Origin of the sequence: Lyngbya sp. CCY1209, assembly GCF_035615495.1 — a bacterium.
Lineage (GTDB): Bacteria > Cyanobacteriota > Cyanobacteriia > Cyanobacteriales > Microcoleaceae > Limnospira.
In genome coordinates this window covers 26,503-46,137 of the sequence record NZ_JAJENU010000540.1, presented here as the reverse complement: position 1 = coordinate 46,137, position 19,635 = coordinate 26,503, and the positions used below count along the sequence as shown (strand labels likewise).

Annotated in this window: 18 protein-coding genes and 1 pseudogene; 11 read left to right on the top strand and 8 right to left on the bottom strand. The window is 56.0% G+C overall.

Going from position 1 to position 19,635, the window contains the following annotated elements; genetic code table 11:
- The 7 genes and pseudogenes from LKE08_RS18365 to LKE08_RS18335 all read left to right on the top strand — a co-directional run.
- Positions 1–129, top strand: a pseudogene (locus LKE08_RS18365) (Uma2 family endonuclease); the annotation flags it as partial.
- Between the two features lie 183 nt (positions 130–312).
- On the top strand, positions 313–510 hold the full coding sequence (locus LKE08_RS18360; protein ID WP_324705702.1) for a hypothetical protein: 198 nt from the start codon (positions 313–315) through the stop codon (positions 508–510).
- A 280-nt stretch (positions 511–790) separates the two neighbouring features.
- Entirely contained in the window at positions 791–1,849 is a 1,059-nt protein-coding gene (locus tag LKE08_RS18355; protein ID WP_324705701.1) for an ABC transporter ATP-binding protein, read from the top strand.
- A gap of 122 nt (positions 1,850–1,971) precedes the next feature.
- Positions 1,972–2,769, top strand: a complete 798-nt coding sequence (locus LKE08_RS18350; RefSeq protein ID WP_324705700.1) for an ABC transporter permease — start codon at positions 1,972–1,974, stop codon at positions 2,767–2,769.
- A gap of 11 nt (positions 2,770–2,780) precedes the next feature.
- Positions 2,781–4,457 carry a Gldg family protein gene (locus LKE08_RS18345; protein WP_324705699.1) on the top strand — a complete coding sequence of 559 codons (1,677 nt, stop codon included), beginning with the start codon at positions 2,781–2,783 and terminating at the stop codon, positions 4,455–4,457.
- Positions 4,458–4,598: 141 nt separating this feature from the next.
- A complete protein-coding gene (locus tag LKE08_RS18340) occupies positions 4,599–5,273 on the top strand; it encodes a DUF4340 domain-containing protein (RefSeq protein WP_324705698.1) in 675 nt (224 codons plus the stop codon).
- A gap of 43 nt (positions 5,274–5,316) precedes the next feature.
- Positions 5,317–5,628 (top strand): MGMT family protein, encoded by a 312-nt coding sequence (locus LKE08_RS18335; protein WP_324705697.1) that lies wholly within the window; start codon positions 5,317–5,319, stop codon positions 5,626–5,628.
- Positions 5,629–5,697: 69 nt separating this feature from the next.
- On the opposite strand, the gene LKE08_RS18330 is transcribed toward LKE08_RS18335, so the two are convergent.
- The 3 genes from LKE08_RS18330 to arsS are packed head-to-tail and all read right to left on the bottom strand — an operon-like array spanning position 5,698 to position 8,177.
- Positions 5,698–6,417, bottom strand: coding sequence for a TVP38/TMEM64 family protein (locus tag LKE08_RS18330; RefSeq protein WP_324705696.1), 720 nt, complete (start codon positions 6,415–6,417; stop codon positions 5,698–5,700).
- A 24-nt stretch (positions 6,418–6,441) separates the two neighbouring features.
- Positions 6,442–7,179, bottom strand: a complete 738-nt coding sequence (locus LKE08_RS18325; protein ID WP_375341441.1) for a TVP38/TMEM64 family protein — start codon at positions 7,177–7,179, stop codon at positions 6,442–6,444.
- A gap of 11 nt (positions 7,180–7,190) precedes the next feature.
- Complete coding sequence (gene arsS / locus LKE08_RS18320) at positions 7,191–8,177, bottom strand: arsenosugar biosynthesis radical SAM (seleno)protein ArsS (RefSeq protein WP_324705695.1); 987 nt, start codon at positions 8,175–8,177, stop codon at positions 7,191–7,193.
- 283 nt (positions 8,178–8,460) lie between these two features.
- On the opposite strand from arsS, the gene LKE08_RS18315 reads away from it, so the two are divergent.
- A complete protein-coding gene (locus LKE08_RS18315) occupies positions 8,461–9,807 on the top strand; it encodes an ion transporter (protein WP_324705694.1) in 1,347 nt (448 codons plus the stop codon).
- A gap of 140 nt (positions 9,808–9,947) precedes the next feature.
- Here LKE08_RS18315 and LKE08_RS18310 read toward each other — a convergent pair whose 3' ends face one another.
- From LKE08_RS18310 to LKE08_RS18290, 5 genes are all read right to left on the bottom strand, one after another.
- Positions 9,948–10,226 carry a hypothetical protein gene (locus LKE08_RS18310; RefSeq protein WP_324705693.1) on the bottom strand — a complete coding sequence of 93 codons (279 nt, stop codon included), beginning with the start codon at positions 10,224–10,226 and terminating at the stop codon, positions 9,948–9,950.
- 357 nt (positions 10,227–10,583) lie between these two features.
- Positions 10,584–12,167, bottom strand: a complete 1,584-nt coding sequence (locus LKE08_RS18305) for an NAD(P)H-quinone oxidoreductase subunit 4 (protein WP_324705692.1) — start codon at positions 12,165–12,167, stop codon at positions 10,584–10,586.
- A 175-nt stretch (positions 12,168–12,342) separates the two neighbouring features.
- Complete coding sequence (locus tag LKE08_RS18300) at positions 12,343–14,409, bottom strand: NAD(P)H-quinone oxidoreductase subunit 5 (protein ID WP_324705691.1); 2,067 nt, start codon at positions 14,407–14,409, stop codon at positions 12,343–12,345.
- A 213-nt stretch (positions 14,410–14,622) separates the two neighbouring features.
- Positions 14,623–15,003, bottom strand: coding sequence for a thioredoxin domain-containing protein (locus LKE08_RS18295; RefSeq protein ID WP_324705690.1), 381 nt, complete (start codon positions 15,001–15,003; stop codon positions 14,623–14,625).
- 43 nt (positions 15,004–15,046) lie between these two features.
- The gene (locus LKE08_RS18290) at positions 15,047–15,760 is read right to left on the bottom strand and encodes an NnrU family protein (RefSeq protein WP_324705689.1); all 714 of its coding nucleotides are present in this window, start codon (positions 15,758–15,760) and stop codon (positions 15,047–15,049) included.
- A gap of 120 nt (positions 15,761–15,880) precedes the next feature.
- On the opposite strand from LKE08_RS18290, the gene LKE08_RS18285 reads away from it, so the two are divergent.
- The 3 genes from LKE08_RS18285 (at position 15,881) to LKE08_RS18275 (ending at position 19,518) form a co-directional block, all read left to right on the top strand.
- Positions 15,881–16,876 carry a LysR family transcriptional regulator gene (locus LKE08_RS18285; protein WP_324705688.1) on the top strand — a complete coding sequence of 332 codons (996 nt, stop codon included), beginning with the start codon at positions 15,881–15,883 and terminating at the stop codon, positions 16,874–16,876.
- 52 nt (positions 16,877–16,928) lie between these two features.
- Entirely contained in the window at positions 16,929–17,933 is a 1,005-nt protein-coding gene (locus LKE08_RS18280; RefSeq protein WP_324705687.1) for a LysR family transcriptional regulator, read from the top strand.
- 193 nt (positions 17,934–18,126) lie between these two features.
- On the top strand, positions 18,127–19,518 hold the full coding sequence (locus LKE08_RS18275) for a serine/threonine-protein kinase (protein ID WP_324705686.1): 1,392 nt from the start codon (positions 18,127–18,129) through the stop codon (positions 19,516–19,518).
- The last annotated feature ends 117 nt before the right edge of the window (positions 19,519–19,635 follow it).

The following is a 19,635-nucleotide window of genomic DNA, read 5'->3' as shown; positions in this document are numbered from 1 at the left end:
CCCCAAAATCGACGGGTAGAAATCTACCGCCCCGGACAAGAAGTCGAAGTTTTGGACAATCCAATAGAACTTCCCGGTGACGATGTATTGCCGGGATTTGTTTTGAGATTAAGTCGGGTTTGGGGATGAGAATTAACTGGCTTTCTAGCAGAGCGATCGCACCCCGATATGCACAAAAATCAAAATTTGTCAACCCCCACCCCGATTTTTGTAAAGTTCTGTAAACCAAACTCGTGCGTCGAAAGCGATGGCAAGACGCGGGGATATGGCTAATTTTGGGAAACTCGATCCGCCTCTCGGCTGCTATTTGGAATGGCGATAACTCGAAGTGCGATCGCGCCTTTTCCTGTTTTGGCGGGGATTTTGGCTTTTGTCGCGGGGGGAAATTCTGGAGGTGCCGGGAATCGCCGGGGCGGGGTGCGATCGCCGACCGACCGATTTCAGATACACCATTGGCAGTGTGAAAATACTACCACAGCCCTCAAAGCCTGTCAACTCGTTTTTAAATAAAAGTAATTCTCAATAAAATTTGAGATTGTGAAGTTTTGTTAAACTTTTGTGTTCGTAAATTTAAAACATTTTTCTTAAAATGATTAGTTTTATTTATATTCAATGTCTTTGGAGACTCGGAAAATTTCACCACAGAGGCACAGAGGACACGGAGAGGTTATTTGTTCTTAGCAACAGGGGGGCGGGCGGATCTGATATTATCTGTTGAGGAAAGTTCCGTCTTTGGGTACTCTCCAAACAGGAAAGCCAATTGGCACCGTCCCAAATTGAGCGACCAGCGATGATCGAAGTCGAGAACTTGTGCAAGGTTTACGGAACCACCCCCGCCCTTCAGGATGTTTCATTTTCCGTGAAAGCGGGGGAAATTTTGGGATTTTTGGGGCCGAATGGGGCCGGGAAGACCACGACGCTGCGGATATTGTCCGGCTACCTGCCCGCGACTTATGGAACTGCCCGCATCGCCGGATATGAAGTGCACGAACAATCGATGGCGGTGCGGGAGCGGATCGGGTACTTGCCGGAGACGCCGCCGCTTTACCCCGACATGACCGTTGAGGGGTTCCTGCATTTTGTCGCCCGGATCAAGCGGGTGGCGGCGGGCGATCGCAAAACCCGGGTGGAGGCGGCGATGCGGCGCTGCGGCATATTGGACCGGCGAAAAAGTTTGATCCGCAAGCTGTCGAAGGGATATCGGCAGCGGGTGGGAATCGCCCAGGCGATCGTCCACGATCCCCCGGTGATCGTCCTCGACGAGCCCACGGTGGGGCTGGACCCGCGGCAGATTATCGAGGTGCGGAACCTGATCAAAAGTCTGGCGGGGGACCATACCATTATCCTCTCGACCCACATCCTGCCGGAAGTGAGCATGACCTGTTCCCAGGTAGCGATCGTCAACCGGGGGCGGATCGTGGCGACGGGAACTCCCGATAACTTGATGGAACAGTTGACTTCGGGCGGGGGGTACGAGATCGAAGTTGCCGGACCGGTAGCCGAAGATGCGGTGCGATCGCTCTCGGAGGTGCCGGGGGTGCGATCGGTGGAACTGTTGTCGGAGTCGGCGGAAGAACCGCGGCAGCGGATACAGGTCATTTGCGAATCCCAACAGGAGCCCGGTCCGGAGTTGATCGCCGCCTGCGTCGCCCAGGGATTCAAAATTTACGAGATGCGGCGCACCCGGGCGAGTTTGGAGGATGTGTTCCTGACCCTCACCGCCCAACAGGAAGCCACCCTCGCCGCCTCCCCCCCCGAGGAGGAATCCGAGACGGCGGAATCAGTTCCCGTGGCGGAAGAGACTCCCGCCGAAGAATCCGAACCCGATGAGGAGAAAGAAACAACTTGAATTCGGAACAATGCCAAGAAACCGGGTTTCTAAGATCGATTCGGGTTTTCATGGCAGATGCGGGTAGAAACCCGGTTTCTCAACCCCACCGAACACACCCCACATCCCACACCCTATAAAAAATGCTTGTAATTTTCAGCAATATCCTCGCCATTTACCGCAAAGAACTGCAAGGTTATTTTGCCTCACCCCTCGCTTACACGATCGCGGGCATTTTTTGGCTGCTGACGGGATATTTTTTCGTCGCCATCCTCCTCGGACCCGAAGGGCTCATCCAACAAGTCGCCTACCGCGATCAGTTGGGACTGACAGATCCCATCGATCTGCCCTACGAATTCCTACAGGTCTTTTTGAGATTAATGGGTACCATGTCCCTGTTCGTGCTCCCGATGCTGTCGATGGGGCTCTATGCGGAGGAACGCAAACGCGGTACCCTGGAACTGCTGGCGACTTCCCCGATTACCAACTGGGGGGTGGCGACGGGGAAATTGTTGGGCGTCCTGACATTTTATATAACAATGGTATTGCCGCTGATGGCGTTGCAGGCGATCGCCCTGAGTGTGGCGACTCCTCCCATGTCCCCGGCGATTTTACTCGTCTCCCACCTGGGGTTAATTTTACTCGCCGCCGGGGTCCTCTCCTTGGGAATGTTCATTTCTTCCCTCACCGACAGCACCCTACTTTCGGCGATTCTCACCTTCGCTGTGGTGCTATTTTTGTGGGTGATGGATCTGATCGGTAGCGTGGTGGGGGGAGTGGTCGGGTCAGCCCTGACTCACCTATCCTTAATTTCCAATTACACCAATTTGGTGCAGGGGGTTATCGATCTGAGCAGTTTGGTGCTATTCGCGAGTTATGTCATTTTGGGGGTATTTTTAACCGCCCAGTCCATCGATGCGTTCCGCTTCCAGCGTTCCTAAGCAGCCGTCCTATGAAAAAAATTGCAAACAGTTGGAAGATCTTAAAATATCTGTTTTGGCTCGGTCCGATGTTGGCGATCGCGGGATTGTCGGCGGGGGTGGTGTCGGGAGTTTGGCAACCCGTGCCCCTGGCGCTGATTATCGCCGGGGCGGTGATCATCGGTCTGTGGTTTGTGCTACAAAATTACCTGCGATCGCAAACTTCGACACCGCTTCGCGATCGCACCCGGTCCGCCGAGGCGGGCACCAACGCCCTCACCGCCACGGTGTCGGTACTGGTGATTTTGGGACTGGTCAATTTTCTCGCCGTCCGCAACCCGGTCCGCATCGATTTGACAGAAAACCAGCAATTCACCCTCGCCCCCCAGACCCAGACGATTTTGGAGAATCTGAACCAACCTGTTAAAGTTTGGATTTTCGATCGCACTCAAAACCCCGAAACCAAAGCCCTCCTCGATCGCTACCGACAACAGGCGTCCGGCAATTTCATGTACGAATTTGTCGATCCGCAGTTGCAACCGGGGGTGGCGGAACAGTTCGGCATCCGGGACTTCGGGGAAATTTATCTGGAGGCGAACGATCGCCGCCAGTCAGTCCCCGTCGAAGGGTTGGAACCCCTGACGGAAGCCAAGCTGACCAACAGCATCGAACAAATTTTCAGCGATCGCACCCCCAAAGTTTACTTCCTGCAGGGGCACGGCGAACGTCCCCTCGGCGAGGGACAGGGGGGCCTGCAAGAGGCGATCGCGAGTTTGGAGGACAAAAACTTCATCGTCGAACCCCTCAACCTGGCAGAGGCGACGGAGGTCCCGGAGGATGCGGACGCGATCGCGATCGCCGGTCCGAGGCAGGAACTCTTCGAGGGGGAAGTCGAGGCATTAACCGCATATCTCAATAACGGCGGCAGCCTGTTTTTGATGATCGACCCGGACACGGACCCCGGCTTGGATAGCTTGCTCGAAGAGTGGGGCGTGAAATTGGACGATCGGGTTGCGATCGACGCCACCGGCAGCGGCCGGTTGGTGGGTTTGGGTCCGACGGTCCCCATCGTCCGCGAATACGGCGACCATCCCATCACCCGCGATTTCGGCAATAATATTTCCATCTATCCTTCCGCACGGCCGGTGGAAACTCGCCCGGTGGAGGGGGTGACGGAGAGCCCGCTGATTTGGACGGACCCGCAAAGCTGGGCGGAAGCTAATCTGGTGGAAGGACGGTTGGAATTCGACCCCCAAGCCGATCGCCAAGGTCCCCTTTCTTTGGGGGTGGCATTGACGCGATCGGTTGCAGAAACGGACACTTCCGAAACTCCGGAAGCCACAGAAACGGAAAATCCAGAAACTCCAGAAGCCGCCGCAACGGAAACTCCGGAATCAGAAACCGCCGACGAAGGGGAAACTTCGGAAACGGAAGAAACTCCGGAAGAAGCGAAATTGGTGGTATTGGGAAATTCTCAATTTGCCACAAACGGCTGGTTCGATCAGCAACTCAACCGGGATGTGTTTATCAATTCCATCACCTGGCTGAGTACGGATCAAGAAACCCTGTCCATCGGCGTCAAACCCGCCACCAGCCGCCGCATCCTGATGACTCCCCCGCTGAGTCGCTTCCTACAGTTGATGGCGATCTTTATTTTCCCCCTGGTTGCATTTGCGATCGCCGGCTTCCTCTGGTGGCGTCGGCGGTAATTGGGGAATCGGGAATCGGGAGTCGGGAATCGGAAATGGGTTATTTTTGACTTTCCCTACACCCTACACCCTACACCCTACACCCTACACCCTACACCCTACACCCTAATTAACAATGTTCAATTTCTCGGAGGTTTGCGTATGAAATTTCAGCGTTCGACGTTAATATTGGCGATCGCCGCCATCATTCTGGCGGGGGGAGTCTACATCTTTGAAATCCGGGGAAAAGCACGACAGGAAGAAATTCAGGCGAAACAGGATCAAATCTTTGATGTCTCCAAAGATGACATCCAATCTCTGACTATCCAAACCGAAGATAAAACCCTAAAAATCGAACGGGTGGGAGAAGACGAAACCGACGCGAAATCCCCCTGGAAATTGATCGAACCCGTCCAATCTCCGGCGAACTTGGCGAGGGTGGACGGGGTGTTAAACCAACTGGTGACGAGTCAAAGTAATCCATCCGATCCCGATTCCGGAGTCCGCAGTCTGACCCTCTCCAAATCCGAGTTATCCGATTACGGCTTAGAAGACTCCAAAAACATCATAGATATCCAACTAAAGGATAACACAAAACATCGATTAATTTTGGGAACATCCGACTTCACCGGCAATTCAATTTACGCGATCGCCGATCCCCCCGAAACCTTCCCCGAACAGGTTGCAATTTTGGTCATTTCCGAGGGTGCGATCGACGCCATCAGTCCCCCCTTAGAAGAGTGGCAACTCGCCGAAGAACCGGAAGAAACCCCCGAACCGGAAGCGGAACAACCCCAAGAATCATCTCCCTCTCCGACACCAGAAACCCCTCAATAAAATTCTCTCTGTGTTCTCTGTGCCTCTGTGGTAAAATTTCCCCATGTCCGCTTATACCGAAATATATGCGATCGTCCGCCAAATCCCCCCCGGAAAAGTCGCCACCTACGGACAAATTGCGGAACTGGCAAACCTAGCCGGAAAAGCCCGCGTAGTGGGATACGCCCTGCACAAAGTCGATTGGGAAACATCCGATATCCCCTGGCATCGCGTCATCAACGCCAAAGGCGAAATTTCCCATTCCCCATTCCGGCGGGGAACCGACTATTTGCAGCGATCGCTATTGGAATCGGAAGGCATCGCATTCAACGCCGAAAACCGAATTTCCCTGAGTCGCTACCGCTGGCAATCGTAACAATAAATCGGCGATCGGTGTTGGGATGGGAGCCCCAGAGTAAGAGGCGCCCAAGCGCTACAACTGATATTAAAACCATCGCTTCCGAAAAACCAGGGGAAACAGAAAGAACCCCAAAACGACGATCGCACTGAGGATAAACGACCAGCGATCGCCCCCCCGCAACGCCCGACTCCCGGCGATACCCAGCCAAGTGTAGGTCAGCGTACCCGGAATGATACCGAAAAACGTGCCGATCGCGTAGGGTTTGAGTCCGACGGGGGTCAAACCGAAGAGAAAATTGGCGAGGTTGAAGGGAAAAATCGGGGCCAGACGCACCGCCAACACGAATTGTAGCGGATTTTTGGCGATCGCCCGGTTGAACCGAATTAACGCCCGGTGGCGCCCGAATTTCCGTTCCGCCCAGTCCCGCATCAGATAGCGGGTTATCCAAAATGCCGCGATCGCCCCCAGCGTCGCCCCCACCACGGACCCAATCGCCCCCCAGGCGAAGCCGAACGCCAACCCCCCCGCCACCGTCAGGGGGACGCCGGGAACCCCCGCCACCGTCAACAGGACGTACACCGCCACGAACCAGACGATCGCCCAATTTCCCAGACTCTCCAACTGTCCCGCCAACGCCGCCCCGGTGAAACGGCCCCGCCAGGGACTCCCGTACACCAGCCACAGGAGGGCGATCGTGGCGAGGAGGAGCCAAAACCGACGTTTTGTCAAAATTCGCCAGAGCGCGTCTCCCAGCGCCATTAAAAGGCCGCTGATGCCCGATTTCCCTCCGATGTCTCTCCTCATCTCCCGACCTCCCCGACCTGCCGTTTACGACTCGCCGGACTCGGCGATTTTTTGGTCCAACGCTTGGCGGGCGATTTTGGTGACGTAGACGGTGACGGCAACCGTCGCCACCAGTCCCACCCCGTACAGGACCCACTCGGCGGGAGTGCGCGATCGCTCCCCGGTGCCCAATGTTGCCAAACTCCCCGCCAGAGAACCGATATAGACGTACATCACCGTCCCCGGCATCATGCCAATCCAGGAGGCGAAGAAATAGTCCCCCAGGGAAACTTGAGTCAAACCGAAGGCGTAGTTGAGTAAATTGAAGGGAAAGACGGGGGACAGGCGGGTGAGCCCGACGATTTTCCACCCTTCTTTGGCAACCGCATCGTCGATGGCTTTAAACCGTTCGTTTCCCGCGATTTTTTTCGCCACCCAATCCCGGGCAAAATATCGCCCCACCAAAAAGGCGGCGGTGGCGCCCAATGTGGAGGCGATGGAAACGTAAATCGAACCCCAAACCACGCCGAACAGAAATCCGGCGCCGAGGGTGAGGATCGAACCGGGGAGAAATAAAACCGTGGCGAGAATGTAAATGGCGATCAACACTCCCGGACCCCAGGCACCCAAACTGTCGATCCAGTCCAGGGCATTTTTGAGCAGATCTTGTATTCCGAGTAATTTTCCGAGCACGATTAAAACGGCGACTCCGATCGCAATTCCGACAAATTTGATGGCTTTCGATAAGCGCATTTTGGGTTTGATTGAAGGTGAGGCTTTCATGGCAGTCAAAATTAAATTAACGAACCGCCGCAACTCGACCCGCACCCCGCCGTGCAGCCGTAGCAGTAAGCTTCGGTGTGGACGGTTTGAATGAGATCTAAGCTGCCGGCATCCAACAGTTTTTTGACGGTCAAAGTTTCCCCCTCGGGGGTTTTGGCGGGTCGGTTTTCCATTTGGTTGAAATCGCAGTCGTAGACGTTGCCCAGATAGTCGATAGACAGCTCGTTCCGACACATCAAATTTTCGACGGTATCGGAATTGTAGTTTTGTTCGAGAAATTCCAGATAGGGGCGGTGGAGGTTCTGCCGTTCCAAAAATTGTTTGGTGCGGCCGATGGGGAGATTTGTGATCGTCAACAAATTGTTAAATTCGATGTCGAATTGATCCCGCAGGTAGACTTTATAATCCTCCTCCAATTGTTCTTGTCGGGGGGGGAGTGAAAAGTTGTTGGAAGTCGGCAAAGTGGGGTTGTAGACGAGATCTAAAATCAGGTTTTCGTCCCGTCCGTAGCCGAGTTGATTGAGTTTTTGGAGGGCGGCGATCGAGTCGTTGTAAACCCCCGAACCCCTCATGCGATCGACGTTATCTTCCAAGTAACAAGGGAGGGATGCGACGATGCGGAGTTGGTGGCGGGCGCAATAGTCGGGGATCTCTTCAAATCCGGCTACGAAATAGATCGTCAAATTCGATCGCACGATGACTTCTTTATGGTGCGATCGCGCCGCCTCCACCAAGGGTTTGAAACCGAAGTTCATTTCCGGCGCGCCCCCGGTCAAATCGACGGTTTTAATTTGCGGAAATCGGCGGATCAATTCGATCAGTTGGTCGCCAATTTCGGGGGTCAACTCCTCCGTCCGCTGCGGCCCCGCTTCCACGTGACAGTGGGTGCAGGCGAGGTTGCACCGCTTCCCCAGGTTGATCTGCAAAACGGTGACGGGACGTTTGGTTAAAGGAGAGCCGATTTTTCGGTGAAAGGGTGTAATGCTGGTTTGAATCATCGTTAAAATTGCGATCGTGTATTATCATTATCAATGATTGTATCAACTTACCTCCGAAAACCTCCCGCCGTCCGAGTCGAATCGGGGAAAATCTCTTTCCCGACTTTCGCCCTCTCCCGTCTATCCAAACTCAGCCAACTGAAATTCTCCTGAGAAGAGACTGAGGAGTTGCTGATGGTTGAGGACGGGGCAGAGGGCGACGGATGTCCGGTTCTTCGACATCGACCTGAAATGCAGTTGCACCTTGTTATTGTGCGGAATCGATCGCTTGTGAGAAGCCCAAATGCGCGTTTTACATCCCGAATCAAAACCGGTTACGCTGTGGGAATTTTTGCTAGTTTTGGCAATTTTATATAATTTCATCGTCGTCCCTTTCCGCATCGCCTTTCACGGAGTCTTGCATCGTTGGTGGATTGGGTTCGATTGTCTGGCGGACTTTATTTTTATTTTCGATATATTTTTGCGATTTCGGATCGCTTACATCGACCAAGGCGAGTGTATTACCGACCGAATACAAATTTCCAGACGTTACCGAAACGGAGATTTAAAATTGAGTTTGATTTCCAGCATTCCCCTGGATTTACTCGCTCAAATTCTTTTGCCCACCTTCTCCATCATGGCCCTGGGAATGTTGAGAATTCCCCGCCTGCTGAGGCTTCCACAATTTTTTAAGATCTTCCGGCGGTGGGAAACCAATGTCAGAGTCAACCCCGCGATCGTCCGCATGAGCGAGTTGGTTTTGATCATTTTTCTAATCGATCACTGGGTCGCCTGCATCTGGTTTTTGATCGGCAGTTCGGCGTTGATGTACGGGGATTCTTGGCTGTCCAATTCCAACTTGGAATCCGCATCGATCACCACCCAATACATGAAATCATTGTACTGGTCAATCACCACCCTGACCACCGTCGGATACGGCGACATCACCCCCACCAGCAATCTGGAAATTGCCTTCACTTTGGTGGTGATGATTTTGGGGGTGTCGATGTATGCGTTTATCATCGGCAACGTCGCCTCGGTGGTCAGCAATTTGGACGCGAGTCAGACCCGATTTCGGGAGAAACTCGACCAAGTGCAGTCCTATATGCGCGATCGCAAAATTCCCCCCAAGCTGCAATCCCGAGTCCGCGACTACTATCAATATCTGTGGGAATGCCACCGAGACACGTCCTTAGATCTCGGTTTTCTCGACGAAATTCCCAACTCCCTCAAAACCGAAATTTATCTGCATCTCTATTGCGAATTGTTGGAAAAAGTTCCCCTATTTAAAGATGCCGACCCCTGTTGTATCGAAGCCTTGGTCGTCAAATTGAAACCCCGCATCCTGCCCCCCGAGGATTACATCATCCGGGAAGAACAAATCGGACATGAGATGTATTTCATCAAGCGGGGGGAGGTGCAGGCCTTTTCCGAGAAGACCGGGAAGGTCTACCGCACCATGTCCGCCGGGACATTTTTCGGCGAAATCGCCCTCCTCTACTCCAGCCGTCGCACCGCCTCGGTGAAAACCCTGACTTACTGCGAATTGTTCGTGCTTTTAAAAGAAGATTTCGACAACGTTTTGGAAAACTACCCTCGCTTTGCTGAAAAGGTCAAGGAAATTGCCGAACAGCGGTACAACTCGAAATAATATCAGATCCAGTTATTGACCAAACAGACTGCGATCGGGTGTAGGGAGGGATTAAGGGAAAGGGGGAAAGGGTGAAAGAAAATTTTCCCGATCGCTGCGGCTACGGATGTTGTGTGGTTAATGATCAGGATTTGATAGAATTACTGCAGGTTTTCTAGGGGTGGATTGCCCGGTTGGGCGTTGATATCGAAACGATTTAAAATGTACAAAACTGCGGCGGCCACAAATAGTCCGACGACCAAACCGACGACGGTCAAAAACAGAAAAGAACGGCGGATTTGTTTGACGACCCGGGGATCTTGTTCCTGAAAGTATTCGTCTTCGATTTCCGAGTCGGAGGGGGCGTTGAGATTTTCCAGGCCGTTGGGGGATTGATAGTCGCGGCGGGAGTTGGGATTATTGTCGGGAAATGGATTCATGGAGTTTCGGGATGAGTTGGTTCTGCGAGTGATTTCATTTTAGCCAATTTTTCGCCTCGGGAAATCGACCGGAAGGCCGGAATTTTTGGAAAAAAAGGCCGCGATTCCCCGAACGCGATCGCATCCGGGCCAACCGGTGATGAAGGTCCAGAGTCTCCGAATCGGTGAGTGGTTGGATGGTTCCATCATCGTCAGATTTTCCGATGCAAGCTGTGACGGCCCGACGAAATTTCCGTGAATCTGGCGATGGATTCGGGTGCGAGCGGTTGGCGTTCCGAGGCGATCGCTTCATCCCCGCAAAAAAAATCCCCCCGGTCGCGGGGAGATTCAAAAATGAATTGAGAAAAACCCGAAATCTTACTCGCCGATTTTCGGGGCGACCATCGAAACGAAGGGGCGATCGCTTTTCGCGACCGGCGTCTCCTTCACCAGGGTCGGCATGGACTGCCGCATCAACGCCGTCAGTTGAGTCGTCGTCGAGTCATACATCTGCGTCACCACCTTCGGATAGAGCCCGATCCCGATCACCGGGACCAACAAACTGGCGATTACGAACACCTCCCGAGGTTCCGCGTCCACCAACTTCTCGTGGGAGACGAGTTCCTTGTTTTCCGGGCCGTAGAGGATTTCCCGCAGCATCGACAGCAGGTAAATCGGCGTCAGGATCACGCCCACCGCGGCCAGGAACACCACCAACACCTTAAACGTGGCGTTGTAGGCGTCGCTGGTGGCGATGCCGATGAACACCATCAACTCGGCCACGAAGCCACTCATCCCCGGCAGGGCCAGGGACGCCATGCTGCAGGTTGTCCACATGGCGAAGACCTTCTTCATCTTCTGGCCGACACCGCCCATCTCGTCGAGCATCAGGGTGTGGGTGCGGTCGTAGGTGCAGCCCACCAGGAAAAACAGACTCGCCCCGATCAGGCCGTGGGAGATCATCTGCAACATCGCGCCGCTGACGCCAATTTCCGTGAACGATCCCATGCCGATGAGCACGAAACCCATGTGGGAAATCGACGAGTAGGCGATTTTCCGCTTCAGGTTCCGCTGGGCGAAAGATGTCAACGCCGCGTAAACGATGTTGATCACCCCCAAAATCACCAAAATGGGGGCGAAGGTAGCGTGGGCATCCGGCAGCATCCCCACGTTCATCCGCAGCAGGGCGTAACCCCCCATTTTCAGAAGGATGCCCGCCAGCAACATATGGGCGGGGGCGGTAGCTTCGCCGTGGGCGTCCGGCAGCCAGGTGTGGAGGGGGAAGATGGGCAACTTCACCCCGTAGGCGATCAGGAAACCGCCGTAGAGCAGCAGTTGCAGCTTGATGGGAAAATCTTTGAGGGCGATCGTCGCCATGTCGAAGGTGACGACATCGCCGTAGAAGGCCATCGTCAGGGCACCGACCAAAATGAACAGCGATCCCCCCGCCGTGTACAGGATGAATTTCGTCGCCGCGTAGAGGCGCTTTTTACCGCCCCAAATGGATAGGATCAGGTAGACCGGGACCAGTTCCAATTCCCACACCAGGAAGAACAGCAGCATATCCTGGACTGCGAACACCGCGATCTGGCCGCCGTACATCACCAGCATCAGGAAGTAGAACAGTTTCGGCTTCAACGTCACCGGCCAGGCGGCTAAAATCGCCAGGGTGGTGATGAATCCGGTCAGGATGATCAGGGGCATCGACAGACCGTCGGCCCCCAGAGACCAACTCAGGCCCACTTGGGGGACCCAGGAATAGCGCTCCACCAACTGCAGGCCGGGGGTGCCGAGTTCGTAGCCGGTGCAGAAAGCGTAAATGATGATCGCAAAGTCGATCAGCCCCACGATCAGGGCGAACCAGCGCACGGTCCGGCCGTCCTTGTCGGGGATCAGCGGGACCAGCAGCGCGGCGACAATTGGAAACAGAATAATGATTGTCAGCCAAGGAAAATTAGCCATTGTCATCTATGTGATTGTCTTGTGTCCGTTGACAAGAGCCGGTTGGCGCGGGTCGGGGGCGAAGGGCGATCGCCGGTGCGATCGCGACCCTTGCCTGTGGGGGAATTAAGCTATATCTGGGACAAAAGGGAAAAACCGATTCCCCCCCGGTTCCAGAACGACCCGCGTCGGGCGATTAGCTGATGCCGGAGAAGACGACAAATCCCAGCACCGCCACGAAGACGATCAGGGCGTAGAACTGGGCGCGGCCGTTCTCTAAGTATTTCAGGCCTTCCCCCGTCACCAGCGTCACCAAACCCGTCAGGTTGACGGCGCCATCGACCACGCGATAGTCCACCTCCATCACCTGGCGGGCGAGACGGCGAGAGCCTTTGACGAATAGGAAATCGTTGATGTCGTCGAGATACCACTTGTTGAGGGAGAACTTGTAGAGGGGTTCGATCCGTTTGGCGATCGCCGCCGGGTCGATTTTCCGGGTCAGGTACATCATCGATGCCAGGGTGATGCCGATCAGGGCGATGCCCACCGAATTCCCCCCCATGATCAGAAATTCCGTCAACTCGAACTCGGACAACTGTTCCATCACCTCGGCTGTAGACTCGCCGGGGGCGTGGACGAACATCTCGAAATAGTTGCCGAAGGGGGTGCCGACGAGTCCGATGAACACCGAGGGGACGGCGAGGGCCATCAGGGCGAACGTCATCGTCCAGGGGGACTCGTGGGGGGTGTCGCTGTGGCCGTGGCCGTGGCTGTGACCGTGGTCTTCCCCTTCGAGTTCCTCGGGATTCATGGCGCCGGGGCCGAAGGCGTAGTTCGGGCCTTCAGCTTCGGCGAGTAACGCCTTCTGAATCGTCGTGTCAGCGCCCCGGAATTGGCCCTCGAAGGTGGTGAAATACATCCGGAACATATAAAAAGCCGTCATCCCGGCGGTGAGCCAGCCCACCAGCCACAGGGCGGGGTTGGCGGCGAAGGCGCTGCCGAGAATTTCGTCCTTGGACCAGAAGCCGGCGAAGGGGGGGATGCCAGAAATCGCCAAAGTCCCGATCAGAAAGCAGGTGCTCGTGATCGGCATATATTTCCGCAGTCCGCCCATCAGCCTCATGTCCTGGGCGAGGACGGGGTCGTGTCCCACCACCCCCTCCATGCCGTGGATGACGGAACCGGAACACAGAAACAGCATCGCCTTGAAGTAGGCGTGGGTCATCAGGTGGAACAGTCCGGCGCTGTAGGCCCCCACGCCCATCGCCATCACCATGTAGCCCAGTTGGGAGATGGTGGAGTAGGCGAGGCCTTTTTTGATGTCGTTTTGGGTGATGGCAATGGTGGCGCCCAAAAAGGCCGTGAAACAGCCCGTCCAGGCGATCGTGTCCATCGCCACGGGCAGGCCCTCGAAGACGGGGTACATCCTGGCGATCAGGAAGACACCGGCGGCCACCATCGTCGCCGCGTGGATGAGGGCGGAGATGGGTGTGGGGCCTTCCATCGCGTCCGGGAGCCAGACGTGGAGGGGGAACTGGGCGGATTTGGCCACCGGGCCGAGGAAGACCAGGACGGCGAACAGAGCCGCCAGGGGACCGGCGATGGAGCCGCTCTCCACGAGCTGTTCGAGGCGATCGCCCATGAGGCCGAAGTCGAAGGTGTTGGTGGCCCAGTAGAGTCCCAACATCCCCAACAGCAGGCCGAAGTCCCCGACGCGGTTGACGATGAAGGCCTTTTGGCAGGCGTCGGCGGAGGGTTTGCGATCGTACCAGAATCCGATCAGCAGGTAGGAACACATCCCCACCAGTTCCCAAAAAATATAGACCTGGATCAGGTTCGGACAGAGTACCAGACCCAGCATGGAGGAGCTAAATAGGCTCAGATAGGCATAAAAGCGAACATATCCCGGATCGTGAGCCATGTAGCCGTCGGTGTAGACCATCACCAACAGCGCGATCGTCGTCACGATCGCCAACATGACGGCGGTGAGGTGATCCACGGTGTAGCCCATGCTGATTTTGAAGTCGCCGGCCGCCGCCCACTCGATCATGCGGGTGTAGGGTTCGTGGCCGTTGATTTGACTCCAGAGCAGGGCGAAGGACAAAACCATCGACAGGCCGAGCAGGGAAATCAAAAAAATCGCGCTTCCCTGTCTGATGCGGTTCGTGGCTTTGTTGAACGTGATCAGCCCTATGCCCACCACCATTGCCCCGATTAAGGGCAACACTGGAATCAACCCGGCATATTGATAAAGGGGTTCCATAACTGATGAGAGCTTTATACTTCTTAACAAATGAGTCAAACGATCCCAATTGTGACACAGAGTCCGGCGCTTCTGATTAAAGTTCCATCTTTTTACAGACTTTTGGCCCGCGACGGGGGGGAGAAGGGGACTCGGGAGTCGGTATTAGGGAGTCGGGAGGCGACCGGAGGCGACCCCTGGAGCTCCAGGGAGCTTCCCCCACGCCCGCACACCCTAATTGACTTTCAGGTATTCGGGGGCCTCGATCGCCCGGACGTCGCCGCCGTTTTGGTAGTCGAGCATGAACGCATTGAGCGATCGCAACAGATCTTCGCGGCCGTGGAACTGTTCGAGTCGGTTCAGAACCCGTCCGTCGTCAAACAGGATCAAGGTGGGCAGCGTTTGCAGCCGGTAGGTGCTGGCCAATTTCAAACTTTGGTCGGCATTGATCCCCACCAACTTCACCTGACCTTTCCACTGGGCCTGAAATTGTCGCAGTTGGGGGACGATGAGTTTGCACAGCCCGCACCACGGCGCCCAGAAGTGAACCAGAACGGGCGTAGAAGCCCCCAAGACCTGTTTGGAAAACTGCTGCTCGCTGACCGATAAAAGCATGATGTGATTTTATTAACGAAGAATTTTATACCTTGGGATCATGCTACCAGCCTACGTTACCCGTGACACGAATTAATAGCGGATGAGCTTTCCAAAGCAGGAGGATGAAAATGGCGACCCCGAGGTAGGCGGGGCGCAAAAATTCCCCCAGGACGAAGGTTTGTCGCCCCTGGAGGATGGCCAAAAACGGAATCACCGAAGTTCGGGCTTTGAGGCGTTCAAAGGAGTCCCCAAACCGGGCCCGCAGCCGCCGGTCGCCGTGCCAGACGCCGAACAGGTGGTGCAGCACCAAACCCACGGATGTGAGCAATGTGAACGTCGTGCCGATCCAGAGGGTGTGAGCGACGCACCAGATCACCTGTCCGACCATTTGGGGGTGGCGGGTGATGCGGATGATGCCGGTTTCGTGCAGGTGGACTTCCGGCTTGGCGATCGCGGCAATTTCGAGCAAATTGAACGTGGAGGGATACAAAAATAAAAACGAGATCGCCGAGAGCACCCAGACGATGGGTTGGATGGCCGGGATGCCCTGGATCTGCCAAAGTTGCAGGCCGTCGTAGCGGTGGTTGAAAAAGTAAATAATCAGGGCTACCGCCAGGGACAGGCTGACGAGGGCGAAGAAAATGCGGTAGAGTCGGGCGCCGAAAACCTTTTCCAGCACGGGTCTGAGGGCGGCCAGACCGCTGTGGGCGATCGCGAAACACAGTAACAACCCCGCCATAATAAAATGGCTAGGACTCAGCCATTGATAAGACATTTTGACCTCTTCACCAGATAATGAAAGTTAACTCAAATACAGATCATCCCGCAGTATGCTGAAAGAAAGCGATCCCCGCTTGTTCGAGGGGCTTCTTTGCAGCCGATGAGGTTAAGCACCATGTCAGATCTTCCGTTCACGCTAGATCAATTACGCATCCTCCAAGCGATCGCGAGCGAAGGAAGCTTCAAGCGAGCAGCCGATCGCCTGTACGTTTCCCAACCGGCTGTCAGCTTGCAGGTGCAGAACCTAGAGCGACAGTTGAACGTGCCCCTGTTCGACCGGGGGGGGCGCCGCGCCCAACTAACGGAGGCCGGCCACCTGCTCCTCGGCTACGGCGAGAAAGTCCTCGCCCTGTGCCAGGAAACCTGCCGCGCCTTGGAAGACCTGCAAAATCTCCGGGGGGGGACGCTGATCGTCGGGGCGTCCCAAACCACCGGCACCTACCTCCTGCCCCCCATGATCGGGATGTTCCGGGCGAAATACCCGGACGTGGCCGTGCAACTCCACGTCCACTCCACCCGGCGCACCGCCTGGAGTGTGGTCAACGGACAGCTCGACCTGGCGATCGTCGGCGGTGAAGTCTCCTCGGAACTGGCCGGGTCCTTGGAGGTGCTCCCCTACGCTGAAGACGAACTGGCTTTGATCGTGGCGGTTTCCCATCCCCTCGCCGGGCGGGAGGTGATCGAACACGAGGATCTCTACGAGTTGCAGTTCATCAGCCTCGACGCCCAATCCACCATCCGCAAGGTGATCGACCAGGTACTCGGCCGCTCCGGGATCGACACCACCCGCCTCAAAATCGAGATGGAACTGAGTTCCATCGAAGCCATCAAGAACGCCGTCCAGTCGGGGTTGGGGGTGGCTTTCGTCTCCACCTCGGCGATCGAGAAGGAGTTGGCGATGGAAGTGCTGCGGACTCCCAAAATTGACCGGGTGACGATCAAGCGGATGCTCTCGGTCATCTACAACCCCAACCGCTACCGGTCGAAGGCGGCCGAAGCCTTTATGGAAGAGATTTTACCTCACTTCGCCAATCCGAAACCAGAGGCCCTCCCCGTGGAGATCGAGGCTTCGGAAGTCGGCGACCCCGCCTCAGAAGAGGTTCCCCTGTAGTCGGAATAGCCGTTCGACCTCTGTCCCCTATCGACGATTTTGTTTCCAACTCATGTCAGACGTTCCATTCACCTTAGATCAACTGCGAATTCTCAAGGCCATCGCCGCCGAGGGAAGTTTCAAACGGGCCGCGGACAGCCTCTATGTCTCCCAACCCGCCATCAGCCTGCAGGTCCAAAATTTGGAGCGACAACTCGACGTCCCCCTGTTCGATCGCGGCGGGAGGCGGGCCACCCTCACCGAGGCCGGACACCTGCTGCTGAGTTACGGCGAAAAGATCCTGTCCCTGTGCCAGGAAACCTGTCGGGCGATCGAAGATCTGCAAAACCTCCAGGGGGGGACGCTGATCGTCGGGGCTTCCCAAACCACGGGAACTTATTTGATGCCGCGCATGATCGGTCGGTTCCGGCAAAAGTATCCCGATGTCGCCGTGCAACTCCACGTCCACTCCACCCGCCGCACCGCCTGGAGCGTTGCCAACGGCCAGATCGACCTGGCCCTGATCGGGGGCGAGCTCCCGCCGGAACTGCAAGATTCTTTGACGGTGGAACCCTACATCGAAGACGAATTGGCTTTGATCTTGCCCAAATTTCACCCCCTGGCCGGCCGGGAGCAAATCGACCGGGAAGACCTCTACCAATTGCAGTTCATCGCCCTTGACTCCCAGTCCACCATCCGCAAGGTGATCGACCAAGTTCTGAGTCGCTACGATATCGATCCGCGGCGGTTGAAAATCGAAATGGAACTCAACTCGATCGAGGCGATCAAAAATACCGTGCAGTCCGGACTCGGGGCGGCGTTCGTCTCCACTTCGGCGATCGAAAAAGAACTCCAGATGGGGATGCTCCACCGGGCTAGAATTGAAGGGATGACGGTGAAGCGGATGTTGTCGGTGATCGTCAATCCCAACCGCTATCAATCCAAGGCGGCCGAAGCCTTCAGTCGCGACATTTTGCCCCGCTTTTCCAGTGCGGATGTCGGGCGGCATTCCGAAAATCCCAACCCGACGGCATCGGATCATTCCTTGCTGCCGACCCACCCATCCCCGGAGTCCTAGACGGTGCCCCGTCGGGTTTGTCGGTCAGAGAATCCCCACAAATGGATTTTGGCGATCGCTATTTTTGGATAAAATTCGGACAGCGCGATATCAAATCTTGCAACAAAAGACGGCAGACAAACTAGAGTTGGCTGGCAGAGCGGGGAGTGTCAAAAACGGCCTTTGAGATCCACTGACCCTATTCCCAAGTCGGATGAAAATTTACTGCACCCGCCCAAATTGTCCCCGGCCCGACAATTCCTACGCCGATCTCGACGATCGCACAACCTTGAAGACGGTCCAACAAAAATACTGTAGCGCCTGCGGGATGCCGCTGATTTTGGACGGGCGCTACCTGTGCGATCGCCTGCTGGGGCGGGGTGGCTTCGGAGCGGCATTTTTGGCCTGCGATCGCCGGTCGCCCACGATGCGGGCCTGCGTGGTGAAGCAGTTTCTCCCCGCCGGGGACCTCGACCCCCAACAACTGGCCACCGCCCAGGGGTTATTTGAACGGGAAGCCCTGGTCCTCGACCGCCTCGGCCACCAACATCCCCTCCTCCCCGACCTGCTGGCCTATTTTCCCCTGGAAGCCCCGGGCTGGCAATCTTCGATCCCCCAACAGTTTTTTTACATTGTCCAGGAATACATCGACGGCCGGGATCTGGAGGCGGAATTGGTCGATCGCGGGCCGTTTTCGGAAGCCGAAGTGGTGGAAGTCCTCGCAGAAATTCTCAAAATTCTGGAGTTCGTCCACGGCCAGGACGTGATCCACCGGGATATCAAACCCTCCAATATCATGCGCGATCGCTCCGGGAGGCTGCACCTGCTCGATTTCGGGGCGGTGAAAGAAGTCACCCAGGCTCCGGGGGGGCGATCGACGGGGATCTATTCGGCTGGGTTCGCCCCCCCCGAACAGATGCGGGGCCGCAGCGTCTACCCCTCGACGGACTTATACGCCCTCGCCGTCACCGCCGTCATGCTATTGACGGGAAAAAACCCCGAGGATCTGTTCGACAGCTACAGCGACACCTGGACTTGGAAAGACCAAGTTTCGATTTCCGACTCCCTGGCCCGAATCCTGGATCGGATGTTGCAGCCGACTCCGAGCGATCGCTTCGGTTCGGCTGCGGAAGTTTTGAGCGTCCTCTCCCCGAAAACGCCCCGTCCGGCCCCGCCCCCGCCCCCGACCCGACCTCCGACATCCGTCCGGCCCCCCCGGGCGGCGACCCAAGTGCAGCAGCAGACCACCCTGCGACGGCCGTTTTCGACTTTAGAAATTCTGAGCGGGGCAGCATTTGCCGGGTTTGAAGGGGGGTTGTTGGCGATCGCCCTCAGCACGATATTTGATTCGATCGCCCTCAGCGTTCTCGTCGGCGCGATCGCTTTGGGGGGATTGATCTATGCCCAACGGCAGCGGTGGATCGAACGGTTCGACCTGTTAATTATCGCCGGCGTTTCCTTCGCGATCGTCTTTTGGATCGCCACGACTCTAGCCGGCGTTCGTGTCGAAATCGCGATCGCCGTCCCCCTGTTCGCCGGTTTGGTGGGAGTCGCAATCACGGCCCTATTTCGATTGATCTACGCCACCCTCCGCCGCCTGCTTTAAACTGGGGTTGGAATTTGGGAAGTTTGTTGCAGCAAGTTCTGCGACGGGTGGAAAAAGCTTTCGTGTCCATGTGGAAAAACAGTCACGGTTTCCCCCGGTTCAAAAAACCCGGAAGGA

What these genes read in the sequence shown, in the direction of transcription:
- LKE08_RS18330 (WP_324705696.1), bottom strand. Translation starts at nt 6,417, where the DNA reads ATGAGGAGAGACATCGGAGGGAAATCGGGCATCAGCGGCCTTTTAATG.
- LKE08_RS18295 (WP_324705690.1), bottom strand. Translation starts at nt 15,003, where the DNA reads ATGCTTTTATCGGTCAGCGAGCAGCAGTTTTCCAAACAGGTCTTGGGG.
- LKE08_RS18315 (WP_324705694.1), top strand. Translation starts at nt 8,461, where the DNA reads ATGCGCGTTTTACATCCCGAATCAAAACCGGTTACGCTGTGGGAATTT.
- LKE08_RS18350 (WP_324705700.1), top strand. Translation starts at nt 1,972, where the DNA reads ATGCTTGTAATTTTCAGCAATATCCTCGCCATTTACCGCAAAGAACTG.
- LKE08_RS18310 (WP_324705693.1), bottom strand. Translation starts at nt 10,226, where the DNA reads ATGAATCCATTTCCCGACAATAATCCCAACTCCCGCCGCGACTATCAA.
- LKE08_RS18280 (WP_324705687.1), top strand. Translation starts at nt 16,929, where the DNA reads ATGTCAGACGTTCCATTCACCTTAGATCAACTGCGAATTCTCAAGGCC.
- arsS (WP_324705695.1), bottom strand. Translation starts at nt 8,177, where the DNA reads ATGATTCAAACCAGCATTACACCCTTTCACCGAAAAATCGGCTCTCCT.
- LKE08_RS18355 (WP_324705701.1), top strand. Translation starts at nt 791, where the DNA reads ATGATCGAAGTCGAGAACTTGTGCAAGGTTTACGGAACCACCCCCGCC.
- LKE08_RS18340 (WP_324705698.1), top strand. Translation starts at nt 4,599, where the DNA reads ATGAAATTTCAGCGTTCGACGTTAATATTGGCGATCGCCGCCATCATT.
- LKE08_RS18300 (WP_324705691.1), bottom strand. Translation starts at nt 14,409, where the DNA reads ATGGAACCCCTTTATCAATATGCCGGGTTGATTCCAGTGTTGCCCTTA.
- LKE08_RS18345 (WP_324705699.1), top strand. Translation starts at nt 2,781, where the DNA reads ATGAAAAAAATTGCAAACAGTTGGAAGATCTTAAAATATCTGTTTTGG.
- LKE08_RS18285 (WP_324705688.1), top strand. Translation starts at nt 15,881, where the DNA reads ATGTCAGATCTTCCGTTCACGCTAGATCAATTACGCATCCTCCAAGCG.
- LKE08_RS18290 (WP_324705689.1), bottom strand. Translation starts at nt 15,760, where the DNA reads ATGTCTTATCAATGGCTGAGTCCTAGCCATTTTATTATGGCGGGGTTG.
- LKE08_RS18275 (WP_324705686.1), top strand. Translation starts at nt 18,127, where the DNA reads ATGAAAATTTACTGCACCCGCCCAAATTGTCCCCGGCCCGACAATTCC.
- LKE08_RS18325 (WP_375341441.1), bottom strand. Translation starts at nt 7,179, where the DNA reads ATGAAAGCCTCACCTTCAATCAAACCCAAAATGCGCTTATCGAAAGCC.
- LKE08_RS18335 (WP_324705697.1), top strand. Translation starts at nt 5,317, where the DNA reads ATGTCCGCTTATACCGAAATATATGCGATCGTCCGCCAAATCCCCCCC.
- LKE08_RS18305 (WP_324705692.1), bottom strand. Translation starts at nt 12,167, where the DNA reads ATGGCTAATTTTCCTTGGCTGACAATCATTATTCTGTTTCCAATTGTC.
- LKE08_RS18360 (WP_324705702.1), top strand. Translation starts at nt 313, where the DNA reads ATGGCGATAACTCGAAGTGCGATCGCGCCTTTTCCTGTTTTGGCGGGG.